Origin of the sequence: Polaribacter atrinae, assembly GCF_038023995.1 — a bacterium.
GTDB classification, from domain to species: domain Bacteria; phylum Bacteroidota; class Bacteroidia; order Flavobacteriales; family Flavobacteriaceae; genus Polaribacter; species Polaribacter atrinae.
Map to the genome: position 1 here is coordinate 701,379 of NZ_CP150660.1, position 24,724 is coordinate 726,102.

Consider the following 24,724-nt stretch of genomic DNA (forward strand, 5'->3'; position numbering starts at 1 on the left):
ATTATTGCTTTGCGTTTGATGTTACCCAAGTATTGATTGTTCCAGAACCCCCTATTTCACTTTTAGGTACTTCAACTACTATAGATAGCACGTTAGAACCGGCAAAAGTATCTGCTCCTGGATTGTTAAAACTACTTGCTGTACCGCCAATAATTGCTCCATATTGTGCAAAATCCATAAAGAAAGGATCATCTCTTGGTCCTGCAAAAAGTTTCATTCCGTTTGTTTCTGCAATAATTGCAGCTGCACCGTACGTAGAAATTTCAACTTCAGATTTTGTTGCCATTTCATTAACAGTACTATTTAAACCTGTTGCCGACGGAGAAAAAGGTCCGAAGAAATACATTTTTCCATCTCTTGGTATTGCCTGAATTACTAAATCTTCTACCATATCATTATTTGTATCAATATTAAATTCTACCATAACATCTTCTGCAAAACTTGCCGTTGCAGATGCAGTAGGACTTAATAATCCTTGTACATTGGCAACAAATACTAAATTGTTGGTGTCTTCTCCCTGAAAAGCATAGAAGTCTGTAATGTCTGCTGTAGTTCCTTGTGCGGCAGGAGCATCTATATGATCTGCTGCAATTGTTACTAATCCGATAACCGCTGCAAAAACGGTTGCTACTAAAATTTTACTTTTTTTCATTGTGTGAGTTTTTAAGTTAATTATTAATTGAATCTCACAGATACTTACGAGTAAAAGATTGTTACGGTTTTAAAAAAGTTTGTTTTTTTTACATTATTTTTAAAATCCCTTGTAAACAAAGAGAAAAACAGTAGAAATAAAATGCTATACTCAGTAAATATTTGTAGTATTGTAAAAGAAAACTATATAGAAATTGAATAAAAAAAATAAAATATCACCTTGGAAAGAGACCGTTCATGAAATTATTTATGAAGCAGACACCAAAGCGGGTAAATTATTTGACGTTGTCTTATTAATAGCAATTCTTGCTAGTATTTTGTTGGTAATGCTAGAAAGTATAGAAAGTTTTGATACCAAGTATCATACTTTTTTAAACATATCTGAATGGGTTATTACCATCCTATTTTCTATTGAATATATCTTAAGAATTGTTTCTATTAAAAAACCTTTAAAATATATCTTTAGCTTTTATGGTATTATAGATTTACTTTCTACCATACCAAAATACTTATCATTATTTTTAATTGGTTCTCACCATTTAGCCGCTTTAAGAGCTTTACGATTGTTGCGTATTTTTAGAATTTTAAAATTAGCTAGATATGTTGGTGCCTCTAATAGATTATTGGTTGCTTTAAAAATGAGTAGAACTAAAATTTCAGTTTTCCTTTATTTTGTAGTGATTCTATGTGTTATTTTAGGTACTATTATGTACATGGTAGAAGGTCCAGAAAATGGATTTACAAGCATACCTACTAGTGTCTATTGGGCAATTGTTACCTTAACAACGGTAGGTTATGGAGACATTGCACCCAACACCGCTTTTGGTCAGTTTCTTGCAAGTATTATTATGATTTTAGGATACGGTATTATTGCCATTCCTACAGGCATTGTTACAGCAGAAATGACAAAAAACAACAATAATAACGTAGATACAAATACACAATCTTGCCCAAGTTGCTCTAAAGAAAACCATAAAGATGGCGCCAAATTTTGTTATAACTGTGGTAGTAAATTAAACTAAATGACTTCTAATAATTTTTTAATTACCATTGTAGGTCCTACCGCAATTGGTAAAACAGCCTTAAGTATTCAATTAGCAAATCATTTTAAAAGTGCTATAATATCTTGCGATTCTAGGCAGTTTTATAAAGAAATGACCATTGGTACAGCCGTACCAGATACAAATGAATTAGCGGCTGCAACACATCATTTTATACAAAACAGAAGTATATTTGAAGACTATAATGTAGGCTCTTTCGAGAGAGATGCCCTTGCAAAATTAGACGATCTTTTTAAAGAAAACCCTATTCAGATTATGGTAGGTGGTTCTGGCTTGTATGTAGATGCCGTTTTAAAAGGATTGGATTATTTTCCTGAAGTAGATCCTAAAATAAGAGAAAACTTAACCCTACAATTAGAAAAAGAAGGTGTTGAAGTATTGCAAGAACAATTAAAAGAACTAGATATAGAAACCTATAATGTCATTGAATTACAAAACCCTAAACGGGTGATGAGGGCCTTAGAGGTTTGTATTGGTGCTGGTATTCCCTATTCTACTTTTAAAAATAAGCCCAAAGCTCCTAGAAATTTTACTTCTATTAAAATAGGATTGGATGCAGACCGAGAAATTATTTACAATAGAATAAATATGCGGGTAGATATTATGATGGAAAATGGCTTGCTAGAAGAAGCTAAAACATTATACCCACATAAAAATTTAAACGCACTGCAAACGGTTGGTTATAGAGAATTATTCTCTTATTTTGATGGTGATTTTACAAAAGAATTTGCTATTTCAGAAATTAAAAAAAATACCCGAAGGTTTGCAAAACGACAAGGTACTTGGTTTAAAAGAGATGAAACTACCTTGTGGTTTGATTATCAAACAGACATAAACACCATTATTGCTGAAATTTCTGATAAAATTAACATATCAAAACCTTAAAAACTTTTGTAATTCGTTCACTTTTATATCTTTGTTGCACAAAAAATAATAAAACAAATGAAATCAAAAATTATATTTATTGCTATTGCTTTCTTAAGCACCATTTCTATTGCACAATCTAAAGTAGGTACTGTAGATAGCGAATACATTATAGGCTTAATGCCAGAAGCAAAAATAGTACTAGATAGGTCTCAAGAATACGGAGCAAAATTAGATTCTTCTTTTAACATAAAAGTAAAAACGTATCAAACTAAAATTGAAGCGTTTAAAAAGAACGAAAAAACATTAGGTGAACTTGCAAAACAAGCTGAATACAAAGAATTGGCAGAAATGGAAGCTGATATTAAAAAATACCAGCAAAACGGAAACCAACTAATGCAATTAAAGCAAGATGAGTTAATGAGACCTTTATATAAAAAATTAAGTAGTGCTATTGCTACTGTAGCTAAAGCTGAAGGGTACACTCAAATTTTAACCATGACTGGTAACGAATTTGCTTACATTGATACTAAATTTGATATTACAGAATTAGTCTTAAAAAACTTAGGAATTGCAATTCCTGTTGCAGAAGGGAAATAAAATTTTCTCCCAAAATATTTACTACAAAGCCTCACAAAAATGTGAGGCTTTTTTTTGTTAAATACGTATTGCTAACTTCTGATTAGGTTCTTTGGTTTAACCTATTAAATGATGTTGCTTTATGTGATTTCTCTAAAAGGTCGAAATTATAGAAGTTATCTAATTCGTGGACTATTTTGATTAAATACAATGGGCACTACACCGCTTATACTCTGATGTATCTTTTTTGGTTTTAATGGTACAACCCCTCACAATTAGAGCACTTTTCGAGAGGAGCCTCATAAAGTTGCTCTGGTTTTTGGTAATACTGTTATGCGATTTCTCTTAAAACCGAAATGACAAAAATGAAGTCTTTTTAAGGTTGATAATTAACAAATTACTGTTAATAAGTTAATCTATATAAACACCATATAAATTGTACTTTTATCATGAAAAATTCTTCACTTATTTGCTATGAAAGAATTTCAAACAAAAACTTAAATAATTGAGCATACTTCCCTAATAAAGGAAGATATGAGGAGTTAAAGTAAGTATATAAACAAGTTACCTGCAAGTTTGACACAAAATCCTGATAAAAGAAATTAAAATAAATGGAACATAAGGAATCAACTATATTCATAGAACCTCGAAAAACTTTTATGGAAATTTTAAAAGTTCATAAACAAGAAGTTCCATTTGCAAATGTTTTAGCATTCTTTTTCAGACCAAAAGAAAATCATAAATTAGAAACTCTTTTTCTGGATGCTTTACTTGAAACAAGATTTACAAATATTGGAAAAAATTCGAATGAAGAAACAACTCAGGAAATTCCTGTTTATGAAATAACATCAGTTAAAGTTATTGTTGAGCAACCAACAAAATTTAATAAAAGAATTGATATTTTAATAATTACGAACACATTTGTAGTTTGTATTGAGTTTAAAATAAATCACGATTTAAATAATTCTTTGACGGAATATAAAGAATATATAAACAACCATAAAAAATTTACGGAAAAGAAAAAATATTACTTTATTCTAACTCCATACAAAAAAGAAGCAATTGGAGAAGCCAAAAAATATTTTGAAAACCATAATGAATTTAAACAAATAATTTTAAGCCATTTTATTAAACAAATTGACTATAAAATTAAAGAAAACCCCAATAAATATATATTAAATAAAAAATATGATTATTACATAGATTTCATACAAACTGTAAAAAACAGAGAAATTCGCTCAAAGAGAAATATATTTTTAGAGAATCTGAAAATTAATTTAAGCAGAAAAAACATAAAAAGTGAATATCATAAAAATATAAATGGTGGATTTTTAGAAATTGAAAAAGAAAAATTTAATTTAAAAGTCCGATTTAAAAATAAAGGCATCCAAATCGAAAAATGGGAAAAGAAATCAGTTACTATAATTTATAAACAAAATAAAAACCTAGAAACTTTACATTTAATTGAGATAATAAAAACCAGCAGGTAACACCGTGTATAATTAATGGCTAGTTCAAGCTTACTTACGAAAATCCTCACGGATTTTCTATTCAGTTTGTATTTGCTAAATTAGTTTCTTAAAACACGCCACAAATCATACTCAAACACGTTAGCCACAAGTTAACCAGACCAACGAAAATTAGTAATAAATTCAAATTTTTAGATTTTTAATGAACGAATTTCAATCCGAAAATATAACTGAAACCGAAAAATGAAATTCCTGATTAACAAACCGCATCTGATTTTTTTGCTTTCGATTCCAATAATAATCCTATTCGGAATATTAAACAGAAACGAAATGTTGGATATAAATGTTCACGATACTTATTTCGTTTTTAGCCAAATTGATTTAACTATTCTGATTTCAATTCTTTTCGGAATAATCGGAATTGGATATTGGATGATGCTAAAAGCCAACAGAAAGCTATCCAAATGGCTGAATTTGATTCACATTACGCTGACTTTTGGCGGAATTTTACTCATATGGATTTTAGCGCAACTTTTCCGAGAATCAATAATGGAATATAATTTCAATAATAATCTGACTTTTGGAATTTATTTAATAGCTTTAATTGCAATTTTCGGGCAGTTAATTTATCCGATAAATATAATAAGCGCAATAATTAAAAAACGGAATAAAACCAGTGGCTAACAACGTATATAAAAAATTGCTGGTTTTATCTAAATCAAAAGGTCGTTGCACGTTTGCTACATCTGATTTTCCTTCGGAAAATCCTCGCACGCAAACCCGCAACTTCCCATATACAAACACGTTATGTGCAACCTTAAAAAAACTGAATGAATAACGAACAAACTGCAATACGAACTACTTATTTTAGTATAATTGGTAATACCACTTTAGCACTAATTAAAGGACTTGCAGGATTTTTCGGAAATTCATACGCACTAATTGCAGATGCGATTGAATCTACAACGGATATTTTCGCATCATTTTTAGTATTATTAGGTTTTAAATATGCTAAACGACCAGCTGATAAAAATCATCCATATGGACACGGAAAAATTGAGCCACTAATAACATTTGGAGTAGTTGCCTTTCTTGTTATCTCTGCAACAATAATTGCTTACGAAAGTATTCAGAATATTCAAACGCCACATAAAATTCCGAAATCTTGGACATTAATCGTTTTAGGAATTATAATAATTTGGAAAGAAATTTCTTTTCAAGTCGTAATTAGAAAAAGCAAACAAACGAATAGTTCTTCGCTAAAAGCTGATGCTTGGCATCATAGAAGTGATGCAATAACTTCTATAATGGCTTTTGTAGGAATATCAATAGCTATCATATTTGGGAAAGGTTACGAAACAGCCGATGATTGGGCAGCCTTATTTGCCTCTGCTTTTATTTTATATAACTGCTATTTAATTTTGAGACCAGCGTTAGGAGAAGTTATGGACGAACAACTTTATGACGAACTAATTGTTGAAATTAGAGAAAAATCGATTGAAGTTCAAGGTGTTTTAGGAACCGAAAAATGTTTTATTAGAAAATCTGGAATGAATTTCCACGTAGATTTACACGCAATTGTAAATAGTGAATTAACAGTAAAAGCTGGTCACGATATTGCACATAAATTAAAGGATTATTTAAGAAAAGAAATTCCGAATTTGGGACACGTATTAATCCATATTGAACCAAGTGAGTGAAAAAGGCAGCACATAACACCGTATATAATTTATTGCTGGCTTCTCGCCTACTTACGAAAGTCCTCGAGGACTTTCTTGGTCGGTAATTATTTACTAAATTAGGTGCTTAAAACACGCAACAAACCATATACAACAACGTTGTAACCAATACAAGAAAAAAACCAGCCAATGATATTAGAAACAGTAAAAATTAAAAATTTTAGAGGTTATCAAACTGAAACGATTGTACCAATTTCTAATCTAACTGCGTTCATAGGAAAAAATGACGCTGGAAAATCTACTATCCTTGAAGCTCTTGAAATATTCTTCAATAACTCTTTAGTAAATTGCGAAAAAGACGATTTAAATATTACTGCTGACAATAACAAAATTGAAATAACGTGTGTTTTTTCTGACTTTCCAGCTGAATTAATAATTGATGCTGCAAATCCAACAACTTTACAAACTGAATATCTTTTAAACACACAAAACAAACTCGAAATTAAAAAGGTTTTTGCTGCAACTGCTGCAAAACCAAAAGAGAAAGTTTTTATCATTTGTAATCATCCAAGCGTTGCTAATGGAAATGATTTACTGACTCTTAAAAAAGCTGATTTAAAAAAGAGAGCAATTCTTTTAGAAATCCCAACCGAAAATTATAATGGAAATGTTAATTCATCAATTCGACAAGCAATAAGGGATTCTTTTGAAAATCTTGAACTTCAAGAAACAGAGTTATTAGTTGATAAAGAAGATACTAAAAAAGTCTATGATACTTTAAAATCATATTTACCTCTTTATGCACTTTTCCAATCTGACCGACAAAGTAAAGATGATGATAAGGAAGTAACAGACCCAATGAAAATTGCGGTACAACAAGCTTTATCAGAATTAACAGTTGAACTTGAACATATAAAAGAACAAGTAAGAATTAAAGCAATTGATACTGCAAATAGAACTTTAGGAAAACTCAAGGAAATGTCGCCAGATTTGGCAAACGAACTAATTCCTGAATTTAAAACAGAGCCTAAATTTGACTCACAATTCAAACTAACAATAAAATCGGAAGAAGATATTCCAATTAATAAAAGAGGAAGTGGTATTCGAAGGTTGATTTTATTAAACTTTTTTAGAGCAGAAGCAGAAAGGTTGAGAGCACAAAACCAAGGAAATCAAATAATATTTGCTTTTGAAGAACCTGAAACTTCACAACATCCAGACCATCAAGAAATGCTAATTCAAGCATTTATGGAATTGTCTAATACTGGTAATTCACAAATAATTTTAACAACTCATACACCTGCACTTGGAGGTTTGCTTCCATTGGAAAGTTTGCGTTTCATTCAAAAAAATGGAAATGACAGAACAGTTGAGTCGGGAACTGAAGATGTTTTTGAAAAGATTGCTAACACTTTAGGAATATTAGCTGACCCTATTTCAAAAAATGCAAATGCAATTTTACTTTTAGAAGGTAAAAGTGATGTGACATTTGTAAATCACACTGCAAATCAATTAAAAAATGGAGGACATATTGACAATACGTTTGAGGACAAAAGAATTGCTTTAGTTCCTATTGGCGGTTGTGGTAATTTAAAGCATTGGACTACTCTTCGCCTAATTGACCAATTTGCTATTCCTTATTGCGTAATGCTTGATTCGGATTTAGGCACAAATGAAGAACAACAAAATAAAGACAAAATTCAAGAATTGAGAAACAATGGAATAAAAGCATATTTAACATTAAAGCGAGAACCTGAAAATTATGTTCATCTTGATGTATTGAATTTGCCAGCGGGAAGCACTTTTAACATTACAGACACTTGTGATGCAAAAGTTCTAATTGCAGCAGAAAAAATATCAAGAAAACAAAATGTTCTTGAAAACTATTGGACTCTTATGACAACAGAACAAATTAGAGAAATGGAAAAATATGATGACAATGGAACAGAACGTTATGAATTTACAGATATGTTCAAAGATTTATTAAACATTGTACCATAAGTACTGGTTACAACAAAGTACTGTGGTAAAAAACAAATAAAAACTCATTAATTTTTCACTAAAACACTTCTATAATTATTATCATAAGTTAGTCCGGATTTAGCAATAGCAAAAGCTTGTTTTAGTAGCTTACAAAAGAAGTTTGGAACTAATATTAAAATTGTAACTGAAGATAAAATTAATTATAATTAAATAACTATATAATATTTTCTTCTCATTTACTTTAGTTCTTGAATCATTATATTTAAAGTATAACGGCTAAAAACAAAAAAAGCAACTCAATGAGTTGCTTTTTTCAATATATAAAATGTATTCTTTAATGCTTATCAGTTTTCAACAACTCTGGAAACCTCTTTTTAAATTTATTTAATCTAGGTACAGAAACTGCTTTTACGTAGCCTTGGTTCGGATTTCTACGTTCAAAATCTTGGTGGTATTCTTCTGCTTTGTAAAACTTTTTAAGTTTGGTAACTTCTGTTGCAATTTTACCATTGTACACTTCTGCATTTAACTTTGCAATCATTTTTTCTATAATTGCCTTTTCTGCATCCGTTTCATAAAAAGCAATAGACCTATATTGTGTTCCATAATCTGGGTGCTGTCCGTTTTTTGTTGTTGGATCTTGAGAACCAAAAAATACGGTTACCAAAGTTTCAAAAGACACTTTATCTGGATTGTAATACACGGCTACCGTTTCTGAATGTCCTGTTGTTCCGGTACCAATACTTTTATACGTTGGGTTTAAAGTATGCCCACCAGCATAACCAGAAACAGCCTCTTCTACTCCATTTACACTCTCAAAAATAGCTTCTACACACCAAAAACATCCACTTGCAAAATAAGCAACTTTGGTGTTTTCTTTGGCAACATAAGTCGCTTTTGTTTCGGTTTTAGTTTGTTTTTTATTGGTAAAACCAAAACAATAAATTAATAATATTGAAAAACTTACTAGGGTAATAGACTTTAAAATATTCATTTTACTTTAAATATTAGGGTTAAAAAGAAAATTGCACAAAAGACAGTTGGTTTATCTCTAGTACAATTTTCCGAACTTTTAATTAAAAAAATTCCAAGGGGTTATATCTTTAGGATGTCCTTGGAAACATTCAATCCCATTTTTAGGGGAATCAAAATTATTTTTAACTTACCTATGTAGTCGATATAAATATAAACAATTTACACGTTGTTTACAACTTTAGCTTTTTATTAAGAAAATATCTTGTAAAAAATAGCTGATACCCCTATTTTTGTTGAATAATTTAGTCAAAAAATAAACCGGTCTCGTTAAGCGAAGCATAAAGTTAATATTTTTAATAAACTCCATTGCTATTTTTAATCAAAATCTATTTTGATTTTAAGAACACTTAAAGGACTTTAACAATATACAATCTATTATACATGGAGCATTTTATAGTTTCTGCGCGTAAATATCGTCCACAAGTTTTTGCGGATGTTGTTGGGCAACAAGCCATTACAAACACGTTAGAAAAGGCTATAAAAAACAACCATTTGGCGCAAGCCTTATTGTTTACAGGTCCTCGTGGAGTTGGTAAAACTTCTTGTGCTAGAATATTGGCTAAAAGCATTAACCAACAAGATGCAGAAGTTTCTGCAGATGAAGATTTTGCTTTTAATATTTTTGAGCTGGATGCCGCTTCTAACAATTCTGTTGATGATATTAGAAGTTTAACAGACCAAGTTCGTATTCCGCCACAAACCGGTAAGTACAAAGTATATATTATAGATGAGGTACACATGTTATCTCAGGCAGCTTTTAATGCTTTTTTAAAGACGTTAGAAGAACCACCTGCACACGCTATTTTTATTTTAGCAACTACAGAAAAACATAAAATTATTCCGACGATTTTATCTCGTTGTCAGATTTTCGATTTTAAAAGAATTGGTGTTTTAGACGCTAAAAATTACCTAAAAGTAATTTGTGAAAAAGAAAACATTACGGCAGAAGATGATGCTTTGCATATTATTGCTCAAAAAGCAGATGGAGCCATGCGTGATGCTTTGTCTATTTTTGATAGAGTTGTTAGTTTTTCTGGAAACAATTTAACAAGAGAGGCTGTAACTGAAAACCTAAATGTATTAGACTACGAAACGTATTTTAATATGACAGATTTAATGCTGACAAACAAAATACCACAAGTATTAAATGCTTTTAATGTGATATTGGGTAAAGGTTTTGAAGGACATCACTTTATAAACGGATTGGCAAGTCATTTTAGAGATTTATTGGTTGCAAAAGACAAAGCAACTTTAGAACTGTTAGAAGTTGGAGATGCTGCTAAAAAGAAATATTTAGAACAAGCAACCAAAGCAAGTATTCCGTTTTTAATGCAATCTATAGAAAAAGCAAATCAGTGTGATTTGAATTATAGAGCAAGTAAAAATCAGCGACTGCTGGTAGAATTAACCATCATGCAAATTGCCTCTATCACTTTTGATGGAGAAAAAAAAAAATCAGCTAACTACATAATTCCAGCTACATTTTTCCAGGCACTTTCGCCTGCGGTAAAAGAGATTGCAAAACCGGTTGAGAAAAAACCTGTAGTTGCACAGGCAGCAAAAGTAGAAACACCTGCGCCAAAACCTAAACCAAGAATAAAACCGATATTAAAATCTGTTGGTAGACGTGCTTCTTCTTTATCTTTAAAAAGTATTCATGAAAAAAAGGTAGAAAAGAAAGTTGTTGAAGAAGAAAACTTTGACAACCATCCAAAAGACTTTTTTACCCAAGAAGCCCTACAAAATCTTTGGAAAGACTACGTTGCCTTGTTAATTGAAAAAGGAGAGCGAAGTATGGCTTCTATTGTAGGTACCGACACACCTAAATTAGGTAAAAACTATAAAATATCTTTTTCAGTACCTAACAAGTTAATGGAAGAACAATTTAGAAAAGGAAGATCTGAATTGATAAATTTCTTGAGAAAAAAACTTAATAATTATGGTATTAGCCTTGAAGTTAGTTTAAACGAAACCATAGAAAAAAAGTTTGCCTACACTCCGCAAGAAAAGTATAATAAGATGAAAGAAATAAACCCTCTTATAGACAAACTACGTCAATCTTTTGAGTTAGATATGTAACAAATGGTAGTTGAGCCATTAAAGTTATATTAACTCTAAAAAGGATTATACATTTTTCCCTAAGTAAATTAAGGTACAATTATCTTTGCTTAATTCTGTTTTTTCAAATTCAGGAATTAAGTATAATTTTCCTTCTTTTCTAATAAACAACAATACCGATTTAAATTCATGAAATAACCTAGAAACCATTGTTTGGTATTCATCTTCCGTAGTAATTTCTACTTCATAAATTTTAGGATTTTCTCTAAAAGCTTCACTTAAATTTATATAATCGCCTTTCGGATTAAATAATATTTTTCGCTGTTCTTTACTTAAATCTGTTTTCTTTATTTCTTCGGCAGTTGCCAATCTATAAGAGCCTTGTTCTCCAAAATTTTCTGAAAAACTATCTAAAGCAAATTTATTTACAGCCTCACTACCCGTCATTGCAATTAGAAAACCTACATCATTCAACTCAATATTATCCGTTAAATCTTGGTTGTAAATATCTATTTCAATCGCTTCTAAACCTGCTTTTAATGATTTTTGAATAAAGTTTTTATTAGAATCTATCAAAATAACTCTTTTGTTATTTTCTTTTAAATATTTTGCAATTAACCTAGCAGGACTCGAAGCTCCAATAATTAAAATAGCATCTGATCTCTTTAGAAAAACACCAACCATTTTTGCAAATAATCGTGCTGTTGTTGCATTAAATAAAACGGTACCTAAAACAATCATAAAAACCAACGGTGTAATATATTCTGCTCCTTCTACCCCTTGTTTTATTAACTTACTACCAAATAAAGACGCAATACCTGCTGCTACAATTCCACGAGGTCCTACCCAACTAATAAATAGTTTTTCGTTGAATTTTAATTTAGAATTTCTAGTACTTACAAATACCGCTAAAGGCCTCACAACAAAAACAACAATAGCAAATAACGTTGCCGTTTTCCAAGTATATAGCAACAGTAAATCTTCCATATTGATGTTCGCTGCCAATAAAATAAATAGGATAGAAATTAACAAAACACTTAAAGATTCTTTAAAATAAAGAAGTTCTTTTAAGTTACTTAATTTTCCGTTTCCTAAAACCATTCCCATAACCACTACTGCCAATAAACCAGATTCATGTGCAAAAACTTCCGACTCTACAAAAACCAATAATACGGTTGAAAGAGACACGACGTTTAATAAATAATGAGGAATTAATTTTTTATTGATGGCATACGCTAAAGCATGCGCAAACGTAAATCCAAAAGTAGTACCAAAAAGTAATATTTTACCAAACTCCATTAAAGCCGTTTTAGTAAAACCACTTCCTCCACCTACACTAATAAACTCAAAAACCAATACCGCTACCAAAGCTCCTATGGGATCAATTAAAATCCCTTCCCATTTTAAAACGGTAGAAACATCTTTTTTTAATGGAATATTCCTTAAAATTGGCGTAATTACCGTAGGTCCTGTAACAATAATTAAACCTGAAAATAGAAAAGAAAGTTCCCAACTTAAATTAAAAACATAATGTGCCACAATTCCTGCTCCAAAAAAAGTAATCGTAGATCCTATGGTAATTAGTTTTGTAATTACAGGGCCAACGTTTTTAATTTCACTTCTTTTTAAGGTTAAACCACCTTCAAAAAGAATAATACTGATGGCTAAAGAAACAAAGTAGTACAAACTATCTCCAGGAAAAAGACCTTTTTTACCATTCCAAATTGGTTCTATCCACTTTGTGCCATCTTCACTTAAGAATTCTGCAGCAATTGGTCCTACTAGTAAACCAATTAATATTAAAGGTAAGATTGCAGGTATTTTAAATTTCCATGCCACCCATTGTGCTAATATTCCTAAAATAATTATTCCTGCTAATTCAATCATATATTAATAGTTCATTTAGTTGTAAAAATAAGAATGTTTGCCCATCATAGAAACAAATATTTAGTTTTTTATTTTTTCTAAAGTTTGTATTATTCTACGGATAAACGAAACAATATATCTCTTTTTTACAAAAAATGTATGAAATTATTAATAATGCTACGTTTTCTTAAAAATAAAAAATTATTTTTCACATACAGTGCTAATAACGAGAGCGTTTGAAAACGAATTTATGACATCAGAAAACTATCATAAATAAGATGGATACCTAATTTTGGAGAAAAACCTTTATTCTAGAAACCATTTTTATTGATTTCTGCTGAAATAAACACACAAAATAATTTCTTTTTAACAAACGATGCCACAAGTAAATAAAGGATGTAATGTACTTTTTAATGAAAATTGCACTATTTTTGACGTTCAATTTTTAAAGGACCACTATTTGTAGCACTCGTCTTAAAACAACCGCATTACCTAATTATAATGTTAATACGTTATTTATTAGTGAGAGTAGTTAAGAACCCTTTGTACAAATGCTAAATAAATTAAATCTCTGGCTTGTTTAGGTCTGAGATTACCAAAAAATAAAAGTATGTTAGGATTACAATTTGAAACCGAAACTTCTTGGGCAGAAATTGCCAAAGACAATCTACAGCAAATACTTACAGACCATGCATTTTTAGAGCAAAAAGCGGCTTCTAATGCAGTATCTATTATTATAAATTATTCTGAAGAAACCGAGCTTGTAAAAGAAATGAGCAATATTGCTATTGAAGAAATGCAACACTTTAAAATGGTGCATTTATTAATGGTGAAACGCGGTATGGTTTTAGGTCGTGAACAAAAGAATGATTATGCAATAAGATTACAGAAATTCTTTAAAAAGACAGGAGACAGAACAGATGCTTTAATTCAGCGTTTGTTAGTTGCTGCCTTAATTGAAGCTAGAAGTTGTGAGCGTTTTAAAGTGTTTTCTGAAAACATGGAAGACGAAGAATTATCTAAATTCTATAACAATTTAATGATTTCTGAAGCAGGACATTACACTACTTTTTTACAGTTTGCACGCAAATATCAAGATAAAGAGATTGTTGATAAAAAATGGCATTCATTATTGGCTTTTGAAGCTGAATTGATGAAAGAAAGAGGAAATACAGCAAAAATTCACGGATAAATAACAAATTATGGATATTGAAAATATTTCTAAAATCGAACATTTTTCTGCTTTTGTTGATCTTAGTTTAAAAGAATTTTGTCAAAAATTTAGTCTAGTACTAGAATTGCCTCAAATGACTTTTAATACCGAGGATGAAATGGAATACGCAGAAGTTGAATTTAACGGAATCGATTACCATATAAGTAAACCTTATAAAATTGGTACTCTACACGAATGGGATGACAACGTGCCGAAAGATCATAATTTTGGAATTATTTTAAGTATTGATAACACAAATACGGACTTTAACAACGCCAAATTAGAAGCAACAGCCAATCTAATTTCCACTAGTTTTAATACAGATTTATTATATTATAGAACGTGGTTTTCTACTGGTTTTAGCACAGAAAAAGTTCACATATTTACACCGAATAAAAAATAACGAATGTTCTCTAAAGAAGAATCAGCACTTTTACGAAAAGATTTTTGGACTAGTTTTGGAAAATCTTTTCCTAGAAAATGGTTATTGTACAATACAAAAATTAAGGGTTTCTCATTTAAATTTGTTGCCGAAAGAAAACAAGCCATGGTTTGTTTAGACATTGAAAATCCGGATGAATTGGTAAACCTACTCTACTACGACCAAATGTTATCTTTAAAAACATTGCTAGAAAATGAATTACCAGAGGTAATTTTTAACGATGAATATGAATTAGAAAGCGGTAAAATAATTCATAGAATCTATGTTCCTTATGAAGGAAAATTTAGTGTTTATAATAAAAATTCTTGGAGAGATTGTTTTGAATTTTACATGGAAACCATGCCCAAATTTGAGCTCTTTTTTTACGAATATGAAGACATTATAAAGAACATTTAATCTTATATATTTTCAAACTTTAACTAAAATAGTTACTTCTTATTTTATGATTTAAATGGTGTTTTTATCGATCGTATTGTCGTTCACAATGTAATTACTGTGATAAAAAAAACTATAAACCAACAAAAACAAAGTTAAACCAAAACTTAAACAAACAGCATTTAACTAATTGATTTTAAAATTCATAAAAATAAAAAAAACTATTAAAAAGACAACTATCAATTTTTCTTATAGTCTATAATTTGTTTGCGTTAAGGATTGGAGCGGCATCCTTTTTGTTTTTACAAAAAGATATAGTGTAAAGCCTGACCTTTTTAGGGAACGCCCAACTTAGGAATCATATTTACAACAAAAAAAATCGTCCTAAAAATGGACGATTTTAATAAGTAAATTTCTTCTTTTTCTATTTTATAAATGTAATGCTCAAAGGATAATTTGGAGCTTCATTATTACTTACTTTTATGGCATTTATGATTGGAAAAATTAAATAGAAAATCCCGATTACAATGAACCCTAAAATTCCTAATCCGAAAAGAAAAATTAAGGGGATACAAATTAAGATATAGATAAACATAGAGATTCTAAAATTAAGAATTGCTTTTCCGTGTGCATCCATTCCAAAGATTTCATCCTTTTTTGTTACCCATAAAATTAAAGGAACTATAAAGCCTCCAATGCCGGTTACAAAATCTAATAATTGACTTAAATGGGTAAGTACCAATAACTGTTTATCTTCTTTCATTTTTATATCTAAAGTTTTAGTTGTGTACCTATTAGACATAAATAAGTTTGTTTTGTTACAGAGTTTGAGTTATAAATTTTTATTGAAAAGTATTTGAGTTAAGATGTCATCTATTTGAGCAAAGACAGTTTAAGCTTTGATTGTAATTTTGTAGTGAACTTAAAAACATATAACTTATGAATTACTTAAATATAGACAAAGACAAAGTATTACCCGTAGTAACAGAATTAAATGTGCTTTTGGCAGATTACCAAGTGTATTACCAAAAACTAAGAAATTTTCATTGGAATGTTTTAGGTAAAAACTTTTTTGAATTGCATAATCAATTTGAAGTGATGTATAATGACACCAAAATTAAAATTGATGATGTTGCAGAAAGAATTGTTACCTTAAAATACCACCCTATTAGTAAATTATCTGATTATATAGAGGTTTCTAACGTTAAAGAATCTAGCCCTTTATTGACAGATGTTGAAATGGTAAACATTTTAAAAAATGACCAAGAAATTATTTTAACACAACTGTCTAAAGTTATAGAAAAAGCAAATGTTGCTGATGATGAAGGTACCTTAGATTTAATTGGTGCTTATATTAGAGAATTAGAAAAATCTTCTTGGATGTTAAATGCATGGTCTAAAAATACTAGTGATGTATTAGATAGTAGTTTTGTAGAGTAATAAAAATAACCTTAAATTACTACACATAAATTAAACGAACTCTAAATTAAAAAATGGAAAAAATAATAGAAAAACTAGAAGTCTGGAAAGAAGTCTTTATTAAAAACATTCCCAATATAGCTATAGCAATAGTTGTATTATTTATAGCATATTTTGCCTCTAGGGGAATGAATTCTATTGTAAATAAAACTATAGGAAAAAAAATAAGACAAAAATCTGTTAGAGATTTAGTGTCTAGATTTGCCTCTGCCCTTACTATTTTAGTAGGTCTGTATTTGGCAATGACCGTATTAAAATTTGATGACACTTTAAAAGCTATTATTTCTGCAGCTGGTGTATCTGGTATTGTTATTGGTTTAGCATTACAAGGTACCCTCTCTAACACGATTTCTGGTGTTGTTTTATCTTTTAGGCAAAACTTAAATATTGGTGATTGGGTAGAAACCAATGGATATTCTGGTGAAGTTATGGATATAAACCTAAACTATTTTGTTATTAAAGAAGCAGATAATAATATGGTAATTATACCAAATAAAACCATTTTAGAAACCCCTTTTAAAAACTATTCACTTACTACCAAAATGAGAATTTCTATTGAGTGTGGTGTTGAATATGGAGCAGATTTAGAAAAAGTAGAAGCTTTAATAAAAGAGGTTATTAATAGCAATTTTGATCAAAAAAAGTTAGGCAAAAATGTAGAGTTTTATTTTACTGAATTTGGTGATAGTTCTATTAATTTTTTATGTAGGTTTTGGATAGAGTCTGAAAATGCTCTTGAACGACTGAAAGGAAAAAGCAATGCTATTATAAAAATTAAACAGGCGTTTGATAAAGAGAATATTAGTATCCCGTTCCCTATGAGAACGTTAGAAATCTTACCAAATCAGCGTTTAGATATACATCAAACTGAAGCTAAAAAAGTTTCTTAAATAATATTTATAGTCCCTCAAATTACTTAAAAAGTTCAATACAAAATGTGTTGGGCTTTTTATTTTTCTGTAAAATCTTTATGTATTTTTGCAATATGATTAAAAACGATACTATTATTGCCTTAGCAACCCCTGCTGGTGTTGGAGCAATTTCTGTGATTAGACTTTCTGGTGAAGACGCTATAACGATTGTTGATGCTTTTTTTAAATCTATTAAAAAAGGCAAAACGCTAAAAAACCAGAAAACACACACCATTCACTTAGGACATATTGTACAAAATAACATCCTTATTGATGAAGTTTTAGTGTCCGTTTTTAAGAATCCTAATTCTTATACAGGAGAAAATGTTGTAGAAATATCTTGTCATGGTTCTAGCTTTATTCAGCAAGAAATCATTCAGTTGTTTTTACAAAACGGCTGTAGAATGGCAGATAATGGTGAGTTTACCATGCGTGCTTTTTTAAATGGTAAGATGGATTTAAGTCAAGCGGAGGCTGTTGCAGATGTTATTGCTTCTAATTCTGCGGCGAGTCATCAAATGGCGATTCAGCAAATGCGTGGTGGAATTACCAATGAATTGAAAGATTTACGTGTTCAGTTATTAGATTTTGCGGCTTTAATAGAATTAGAATTAGATTTTTCTGGTGAAGATGTTGAGTTTGCAGACCGTACAAAGTTTAAAGAATTGGTTGCTAAAATCACTTTTGTTTTAAAACGTTTAATTGATAGTTTTTCTTTTGGAAATGCCATGAAAAATGGAATTCCGGTTGCAATTATAGGAGAACCAAATGTTGGGAAATCTACTTTATTAAACACGCTTTTAAACGAAGAAAAAGCCATTGTTTCTGATATTGCAGGTACAACACGTGATGCTATTGAAGATGAAATGATTATTGATGGTGTTGCTTTCCGTTTTATTGATACTGCAGGAATTAGAGAAACGGAAGATGTTGTAGAAAGCATCGGGATTAAAAAAGCGTACGAGAAAGCAGAGAATGCCCAATTGATTATTTTCTTAATTGACTCAAATAAATACGCGTATGCGGGTGAAGAGTTTTTAGAAGAAATAGAAACTATAAAAACACGCTTCCCTAACAAGCGCTTATTAGTGATTGCCAACAAAGTTGATACTTTATCTTGTAGCGATTCTTCAATTTTGCAATCTGATATTGAGAATCTAATTTTACTTTCTGCTAAAAACAAAACCGGAATTGAAGAACTAAAAAATGAATTGACTTCTTTAGTTAATATTGGTGCTTTAAGTAATAATGAAACGATTGTTACAAATTCGCGTCATTTTGAGGCTTTAAACAACGCATTAATCGCAATTTCTTCTGTTCAAAAAGGAATAGATCTAGAAATTTCTACTGATTTATTTTCTATTGATATCAGAGAATGCTTGCGTCACTTAGGTAATATTACAGGCGAGTATGATGTTGATAAAGATATTTTGGGGCATATTTTTGGGAATTTTTGTATCGGAAAGTAACCACACAAAACAATCGAATAACAAAACCCTAATAAAACCATACTACAACTAATAAAACAAGCCATTCGCACTAATTAGACTTATCAATACTTTGTCTTATTTATCGTTTATTTTGTACCTTTTTGTACCTTTGCTGTACCTCAACACTAATTTTGATTAAAAAAATAGTGATTTGAGTGAAAAAAGGTGAAATAAAGTCCCTTAAATACTCTTAACTATCCTTAAAGGTATTAATAGGACACTAAAAAAAGGGTAAATGAGTAGTACTAATTTTAAGGTTTTAAGGCAATGCGTAAGCTGTGGTGAAATGTTTGAAAGCCATAGAATAACAACAAAGTACTGCTCTCATAAATGTAATCAAAAACATTATAAGCTTCGTAAAAGGTTAGAAAAAAAACAAGATGCGGAAACTAATGTCTTAACTACTCAAAACATCAAACCTAAGGTAAAAGCCATAGATTTAGCTTTCATAAAAGATAAAGAGTTTTTAAGTGTAAAGGAAGTAGCTCTATTATTCAGTTGCAATAAAAAAACTGTTTATAGAATGATCGAAAACAAAACTTTAAACGCTGTAAACCTAAATCATAGATTGACTAAAATAAGGAGAACAGATATTGAAGGTATTTTTAACAATACTAAACCAACACCAATCAAGTACGATAAATTAGAAATTGGCAACTGTTACTCTATATCAGAAATTAAAGAAAAATATAAAGTCTCAGACAATGGCTTAAGAGCTATAGCTAAAAGAAACAATATATCAAAAACCTATATCGAAAGATTTGCTTATTACCCAAAGAAAGAAATAGACACTTTGTTTTCCCTATAATACATTAAAAAAAAGCATCCTAATGGCAGTAAAAGTTAAATTAAGAGAAAAAAATATTTCTGGAGGACGTAAAAGTTTATACCTCGACTTCTACCCTGCCATTACAAATCATAAAACAGGAAAAAAAACACGTAGAGAGTTTCTAGGGCTGTACCTTTATTTAGATAAAAAAGAGCTAAAAAGTGATTTACAAAAATTAGAAGAAAGAATAAAAAACCTAAAGTTACAGGGTAAGGATACTACATCACAAGAAAAAGAGCTCCTAGATACTGAAACTTTTTTAAAGACTTTCAAAGGACTATCTTCTACAGACAAAATGCACAATTCTAACACCTTAAGAAGAGCAGAAAGTATTAGGCAAAAACGTGATAACATTATAGGTAAACCAGAAATTTATAGTAATGTAGAGAAGGAACAATTAAGAATTAATGAGTTAGGTGAACAATGTTTTATTGAGTATCTAAAAAAACTAGCTAATAAGAAGTACGGCTCTACGCATAGTAGCTGGATTTCTGCTTTAAAATTCTTTGAAGCTTTCACAAAAGGAAGTGTAAAATTTAAAGATCTTACTCCTAACCTATTAGAGGATTTTAAAAGTTATTTACTAAAAGCAAATAGCAATAAGAGTAGTAAAGTAAAGCTTAAAATTAATACTGCATCTTCTTACTTCAATAAGATAAAGGCTGCTCTAAAACAGGCATATAAAGACGAGATACTCCAAACTGATTTAAATAATAAGATATCCCCCATAGCAGAAGAAGAAACAAGAAGAGATTTCCTAACAATAGAAGAGGTAAATATATTATATAAAACCTCCTGTAAAAATATCTTATTAAGACAAGCAGCTATCTTCTCAGCACTTACAGGAATGGCCTTTAAAGAAATCCAAAATATGGTTTGGGACGACATTACTTTTTCTCAAAACACTGGCTATACAATATTAACAAAAAGACAAAAAACTAAAAGTGATAATTATTTACCTATATCTGAACAAGCATTTAGCTTATTAGGCAAACGCAAAGAACCTACTGAAAAAGTATTTAAAGGATTAAAATATTCAGCATACAATAATAAACATTTAGCTGAGTGGATAAGTTCTGCTGGAATATCAAAAAAGATTACCTTTCATTGCTTTAGACACACTTACGCAACTTTACAGTTAAGCAACGGAACAGATATGTATACTTTATCAAAAATGTTAGGACATAAGAGTATAAAAACAACTGAAATCTATGCAAAAATTATAGATAAGGTGAAACGAGATACAACTGATAAAATCAAACTTGACCTATAATTCATATAAAAAATTACATAAAAACACTTTCATGGAAAACCTAATTGATATAATTTCTAGAGCATATTTACTTTACACTCGAAAAGATGATAATGAAATTGCCCAGCATTTTTTTCAAGAGTTTGATACTGCAAAAAAAAATAGCGAAATAATATTTTCAAAGAAACAGTTTTTTAATAAATTAATTAATGAATTAAACATACAAATACAAAGAACATTTCACCAAAGTAGCATTTATAATACATCATCAAACATACCAGAAGAACACCTTGATGCATATTATGAAACTATTGACCATTATTATTTAGAAGCACAAAAAAAATATTATAAATTTTTAAATGATTTAGCTATTAAGAAAATACCAAGTCCCAACTGGGAAGAATCCAACGATGCTTCAAGTTTAATAAATGCTATAAATGAATTTGGTATTTATTTAGAAGACCCTATAACCTTCATAGAGCCTAATAAAGAAATCTACAAAAGCACTTTAGTGTTAAGAAAATCAAAATTAGAGTTCTTAAAAACAGAAGCTGAAAGAGCAAAAAAAGCAACTAATATAGATGAGTTAGATGAACTATGTAAAGTAGATTCATCTACATTATCAATAAACGACTCTCAAGAAGATAGTCATAATAATGAAATCCAAAAAGCTGTAAAAGAAGCTTTTAATTTTACTCTTAAAATAGACCCTAGAAAAAAAGTGCAAATTTTATCAGATGAAGATTTTACAAAGTTAATAAACTGGGTTTCTTCCTATTATAAAAACAACTTAAGTCTACCTGTTATTAAAAATCCAATAATGACGGTAAATACAGCAAAAGACAATATTAGAACGGCGTTCAAAAAGCTTTTTGTTTTATTACATCCAACTAAAACTAAACCAGATTCATTTTTTCAACTTATTACTTCTTGCTTTTATCCGTACCGAAAGGATAAAAAAAGTACCATTGAAAAATGTAAAACACCACACGGATATGATGATTTAGTATCCAAATCTTAATAAATCAGTACTTCCCGTAAACACGGTATTTTTCCCGTAAATACGGATTCTTCCCCGTTAAATTTTGTTTGTTGTAATATATAGTTTTGCTCCAAGTTAAATACAATGAAGTATTTAATGTAAGTAAAATTTTATAAAATGAGTAATTTAAATTTTGAATCATTACCACAGGTAGTCCACGAATTAAGTGTCAAAATTGATAACTTTGCTTTGTTGTTAAAATCAACAACCCAGCGTGAAGATCAAAACGATCTTCTAAATACTAAGGAAGCTGCAAAATTCTTAAACCTTTCAGTACCTACTCTATACAGCAAAGTTAGTAAAAAAGAGATCCCTCATATGAAACGAGGTAAAAGGCTCTACTTCTCTAAATTAGAACTTACTGACTATATAAAATCAGGTAAAGTATTCTCTGACGAAGAAATTGATGAACAAACCGACAACTTCTTGTCTAACTCTAAAAAATAGCATTATGAAAAACGATAAGCAAAGTGATTTAATTCTAGATTTTGACTCAGAGAACTCTTACAACAAAAGAGCGATAGATATTAGTAAGAATGATAAATACGCTGATGTGAAGATAGGTAAGAAAAAAGCACCAAAGTTTTCTGATGAAAAAAAATAAAGAGAAATCTGAGCAAAATAAATTACTAAGCAAGGGTAATTACGGTACTTTCTATAAGCCTATTATAAACAGAATAGGCTTAGAATCTGCCGTAATACTGAATTTTTTAGTTTATAAATATGATTATTTTATTAATGATAAAAAAGAGCATAAAATAATGGAGGGAAATAAAGCATTTTATATAACTTATAAGGATATTGAAGAGGCTACTGGTGTAAAAGAATCAAAATTAGGGAGGAAAGGAAATTCTAATCCTTTAGAAATACTAGAGAAGGAAGGACTGATTAAGAGAAAGACTATTCAAGTAACTCAATTAAAAAAAGTATACTACACAGTGATCTTTGATGAGGTAAATAAAGCTTATGACAAGGCGTTAGAGGAACAAAAAGTTCGCCGAAAAGAAAGAAAAAGAATAAAGAATGAGAAAGTTAAATTAATGCTTAACAAACGAAATGAATCTATTGATTCATTATTAGAAAATGCGAAAATAAAGCCTAAAAAGGTTAAAATAACCAATGATAGCCTCATACTGAAAAATGACAGTACGCAAACTGTAGAATCATCAGTTTCGAAAGTGCAAAAACTACATATAACTAAGAACAAGAAAACTAAGAACAAGAAAATTAAAAAAAAAGATACTAACCTCAAAAACACTGATGAAAACACTTTTTCCGATGAGGAGATTAATCAAATGTTAAACCCACAAATATCAAGAAGTGACATTTTTTTTTCTAATGAAGATGAAGAAGAATTACCTGATCCTCAATTGCTTTATGATATAATTTTTAAAACAAGAACAGGGCTTCTTACATCTGCTGATTTTTTTAATAAAATTGTAACTATTTTTCTTAAAGAAGAATTTAAAGGTTATAAAATGTCTGTAGAGGATGAGGTTTTAATTTACGAATCTATTATCAATAACCCATTATTTGAGCTTGAAAATGAAGATATAGAGGACCGAGATGAAACTATAGAACACTTAAAGACCCAAAACCTAACTAAACAAGAAATTACTGAAGAAATTGATTTTGATGAAGAAAAATATGAGCATCTATATAGCAGACTTTGGGAAAAAATAATGAGTAACTACTTAAAAATCAAGGAGAATAAATTAAAACCAAGATTTGGTAATATTTTTGTGGGAGTTAAAGAAATGTCTGAAAATTATGCACCATTTATTGAACGCTATTAAATAAAGAACTAATGAAAAAACAATACAAAATAACAGGTTTATACTACCAGACACAAGGTTTTAACTTCCGCAAGTACTTAGATCTCAAAAACGTTAAATTAAGCTGTAAAACGCCTGATTTAATGGTAATAATGATGAACCCAGGAGGCTCATATCCTCTTGATAAGATTGACAATAATACCACAGCATCAGAAGCTATTCCAGACCGAACACAGTCGCAAGTAATTCAGGTAATGCAGAATGCTGGATTTAACTACGCAAGAGTCTTAAACCTATCTGATATACGTGAACCAAAGAGCAATCTCTTTTATGATAAAATAGCGGAGCTAGATACTAAAGGTATTGCACACTCTATATTTGATGATACAAGAAAGGAAGACCTCAGCCAATTATGGGTAAATACTGCAACTGTTATCTATGGTTGGGGTGTCTCTAACAAATTAAAGCCTTTAGCTTTAAAAGCTATTGCAGCTTGCAACGCTTCAAATCCCTACGGAATTTTAAAAGCTGGTACTAACTGGGCTTATTATCATCCATTGCCACCTATCCACAGTAAACAGATTGAATGGGTAAAAGAGGTTTCTAAACAATTAAAAACTTAAAGTTTTTTATTTGTATAATTCTTATACTAAAACTCTTCATTTTTCTTA

Annotated in this window: 25 protein-coding genes; 21 read left to right on the forward strand and 4 right to left on the reverse strand. The window is 29.9% G+C overall.

The features are described from left to right. Window position 1: 1 nt before the first annotated feature. The gene (locus WG945_RS03230; RefSeq protein WP_068448149.1) at window positions 2-652 is read right to left on the reverse strand and encodes a DUF4331 family protein; all 651 of its coding nucleotides are present in this window, start codon (window positions 650-652) and stop codon (window positions 2-4) included. A gap of 193 nt (window positions 653-845) precedes the next feature. On the opposite strand from WG945_RS03230, the gene WG945_RS03235 reads away from it, so the two are divergent. The 7 genes from WG945_RS03235 to WG945_RS03265 all read left to right on the forward strand — a co-directional run bounded on the left by WG945_RS03235 (window position 846) and on the right by WG945_RS03265 (window position 8,304). After that, window positions 846-1,673 (forward strand): ion transporter, encoded by an 828-nt coding sequence (locus WG945_RS03235; RefSeq protein WP_068448151.1) that lies wholly within the window; start codon window positions 846-848, stop codon window positions 1,671-1,673. Next, window positions 1,674-2,597: a tRNA (adenosine(37)-N6)-dimethylallyltransferase MiaA gene (gene miaA, locus WG945_RS03240; RefSeq protein WP_068448153.1), complete on the forward strand. Its 924-nt coding sequence runs from the start codon at window positions 1,674-1,676 to the stop codon at window positions 2,595-2,597. Window positions 2,598-2,654: 57 nt separating this feature from the next. Continuing rightward, entirely contained in the window at window positions 2,655-3,176 is a 522-nt protein-coding gene (locus WG945_RS03245; protein ID WP_197482045.1) for an OmpH family outer membrane protein, read from the forward strand. A gap of 638 nt (window positions 3,177-3,814) precedes the next feature. Next, the gene (locus tag WG945_RS03250) at window positions 3,815-4,645 is read left to right on the forward strand and encodes a PD-(D/E)XK nuclease family protein (protein ID WP_197482046.1); all 831 of its coding nucleotides are present in this window, start codon (window positions 3,815-3,817) and stop codon (window positions 4,643-4,645) included. A gap of 309 nt (window positions 4,646-4,954) precedes the next feature. Further along, the gene (locus WG945_RS03255) at window positions 4,955-5,308 is read left to right on the forward strand and encodes a hypothetical protein (protein ID WP_197482047.1); all 354 of its coding nucleotides are present in this window, start codon (window positions 4,955-4,957) and stop codon (window positions 5,306-5,308) included. A gap of 146 nt (window positions 5,309-5,454) precedes the next feature. Beyond that, the gene (locus WG945_RS03260; RefSeq protein ID WP_068448160.1) at window positions 5,455-6,324 is read left to right on the forward strand and encodes a cation diffusion facilitator family transporter; all 870 of its coding nucleotides are present in this window, start codon (window positions 5,455-5,457) and stop codon (window positions 6,322-6,324) included. 168 nt (window positions 6,325-6,492) lie between these two features. Further along, window positions 6,493-8,304 carry an AAA family ATPase gene (locus WG945_RS03265; protein WP_068448178.1) on the forward strand — a complete coding sequence of 604 codons (1,812 nt, stop codon included), beginning with the start codon at window positions 6,493-6,495 and terminating at the stop codon, window positions 8,302-8,304. A 316-nt stretch (window positions 8,305-8,620) separates the two neighbouring features. Here WG945_RS03265 and msrA read toward each other — a convergent pair whose 3' ends face one another. After that, entirely contained in the window at window positions 8,621-9,280 is a 660-nt protein-coding gene (gene msrA / locus WG945_RS03270) for a peptide-methionine (S)-S-oxide reductase MsrA (protein ID WP_068448180.1), read from the reverse strand. A 422-nt stretch (window positions 9,281-9,702) separates the two neighbouring features. Here msrA and dnaX point away from each other — a divergent pair, with 422 nt between their 5' ends. Beyond that, a complete protein-coding gene (gene dnaX, locus WG945_RS03275) occupies window positions 9,703-11,400 on the forward strand; it encodes a DNA polymerase III subunit gamma/tau (protein ID WP_068448182.1) in 1,698 nt (565 codons plus the stop codon). Window positions 11,401-11,445: 45 nt separating this feature from the next. Here dnaX and WG945_RS03280 read toward each other — a convergent pair whose 3' ends face one another. After that, on the reverse strand, window positions 11,446-13,266 hold the full coding sequence (locus WG945_RS03280) for a cation:proton antiporter (RefSeq protein ID WP_068448184.1): 1,821 nt from the start codon (window positions 13,264-13,266) through the stop codon (window positions 11,446-11,448). A 589-nt stretch (window positions 13,267-13,855) separates the two neighbouring features. Between WG945_RS03280 and WG945_RS03285 the strand changes: the two genes are divergently transcribed. The 3 genes from WG945_RS03285 to WG945_RS03295 are packed head-to-tail and all read left to right on the forward strand — an operon-like array spanning window position 13,856 to window position 15,296. Then, window positions 13,856-14,437 carry a tRNA-(ms[2]io[6]A)-hydroxylase gene (locus WG945_RS03285; protein WP_068448186.1) on the forward strand — a complete coding sequence of 194 codons (582 nt, stop codon included), beginning with the start codon at window positions 13,856-13,858 and terminating at the stop codon, window positions 14,435-14,437. Window positions 14,438-14,447: 10 nt separating this feature from the next. Further along, the gene (locus tag WG945_RS03290) at window positions 14,448-14,861 is read left to right on the forward strand and encodes a hypothetical protein (RefSeq protein WP_082864159.1); all 414 of its coding nucleotides are present in this window, start codon (window positions 14,448-14,450) and stop codon (window positions 14,859-14,861) included. Between the two features lie 3 nt (window positions 14,862-14,864). Beyond that, window positions 14,865-15,296, forward strand: coding sequence for a DUF4268 domain-containing protein (locus WG945_RS03295; RefSeq protein ID WP_068448188.1), 432 nt, complete (start codon window positions 14,865-14,867; stop codon window positions 15,294-15,296). Window positions 15,297-15,699: 403 nt separating this feature from the next. Here WG945_RS03295 and WG945_RS03300 read toward each other — a convergent pair whose 3' ends face one another. Beyond that, on the reverse strand, window positions 15,700-16,038 hold the full coding sequence (locus WG945_RS03300; RefSeq protein WP_068448501.1) for a DUF4870 domain-containing protein: 339 nt from the start codon (window positions 16,036-16,038) through the stop codon (window positions 15,700-15,702). Window positions 16,039-16,214: 176 nt separating this feature from the next. Between WG945_RS03300 and WG945_RS03305 the strand changes: the two genes are divergently transcribed. The 10 genes from WG945_RS03305 to WG945_RS03350 all read left to right on the forward strand — a co-directional run bounded on the left by WG945_RS03305 (window position 16,215) and on the right by WG945_RS03350 (window position 24,676). Continuing rightward, the gene (locus WG945_RS03305; RefSeq protein WP_068448190.1) at window positions 16,215-16,715 is read left to right on the forward strand and encodes a Dps family protein; all 501 of its coding nucleotides are present in this window, start codon (window positions 16,215-16,217) and stop codon (window positions 16,713-16,715) included. Between the two features lie 53 nt (window positions 16,716-16,768). Then, a complete protein-coding gene (locus WG945_RS03310) occupies window positions 16,769-17,644 on the forward strand; it encodes a mechanosensitive ion channel family protein (protein WP_068448192.1) in 876 nt (291 codons plus the stop codon). Window positions 17,645-17,739: 95 nt separating this feature from the next. Further along, window positions 17,740-19,134, forward strand: a complete 1,395-nt coding sequence (gene mnmE, locus WG945_RS03315) for a tRNA uridine-5-carboxymethylaminomethyl(34) synthesis GTPase MnmE (protein WP_068448194.1) — start codon at window positions 17,740-17,742, stop codon at window positions 19,132-19,134. Between the two features lie 256 nt (window positions 19,135-19,390). Continuing rightward, window positions 19,391-19,963: a helix-turn-helix domain-containing protein gene (locus WG945_RS03320; protein WP_157603533.1), complete on the forward strand. Its 573-nt coding sequence runs from the start codon at window positions 19,391-19,393 to the stop codon at window positions 19,961-19,963. Window positions 19,964-19,985: 22 nt separating this feature from the next. Continuing rightward, window positions 19,986-21,257, forward strand: a complete 1,272-nt coding sequence (locus WG945_RS03325; RefSeq protein ID WP_068448198.1) for a tyrosine-type recombinase/integrase — start codon at window positions 19,986-19,988, stop codon at window positions 21,255-21,257. A 31-nt stretch (window positions 21,258-21,288) separates the two neighbouring features. Next, the gene (locus WG945_RS03330; protein ID WP_068448200.1) at window positions 21,289-22,257 is read left to right on the forward strand and encodes a hypothetical protein; all 969 of its coding nucleotides are present in this window, start codon (window positions 21,289-21,291) and stop codon (window positions 22,255-22,257) included. Between the two features lie 138 nt (window positions 22,258-22,395). Then, window positions 22,396-22,725 (forward strand): helix-turn-helix domain-containing protein, encoded by a 330-nt coding sequence (locus WG945_RS03335; RefSeq protein ID WP_068448202.1) that lies wholly within the window; start codon window positions 22,396-22,398, stop codon window positions 22,723-22,725. Between the two features lie 4 nt (window positions 22,726-22,729). Next, window positions 22,730-22,882 (forward strand): hypothetical protein, encoded by a 153-nt coding sequence (locus WG945_RS03340; RefSeq protein ID WP_157603535.1) that lies wholly within the window; start codon window positions 22,730-22,732, stop codon window positions 22,880-22,882. Continuing rightward, window positions 22,869-24,074 (forward strand): hypothetical protein, encoded by a 1,206-nt coding sequence (locus tag WG945_RS03345; protein ID WP_068448204.1) that lies wholly within the window; start codon window positions 22,869-22,871, stop codon window positions 24,072-24,074. The genes WG945_RS03340 and WG945_RS03345 overlap by 14 nt, the downstream gene beginning before the upstream one ends. Window positions 24,075-24,085: 11 nt before the next feature. Next, window positions 24,086-24,676 carry a DUF1643 domain-containing protein gene (locus WG945_RS03350; protein ID WP_068448205.1) on the forward strand — a complete coding sequence of 197 codons (591 nt, stop codon included), beginning with the start codon at window positions 24,086-24,088 and terminating at the stop codon, window positions 24,674-24,676. Window positions 24,677-24,724 lie beyond the last annotated feature (48 nt).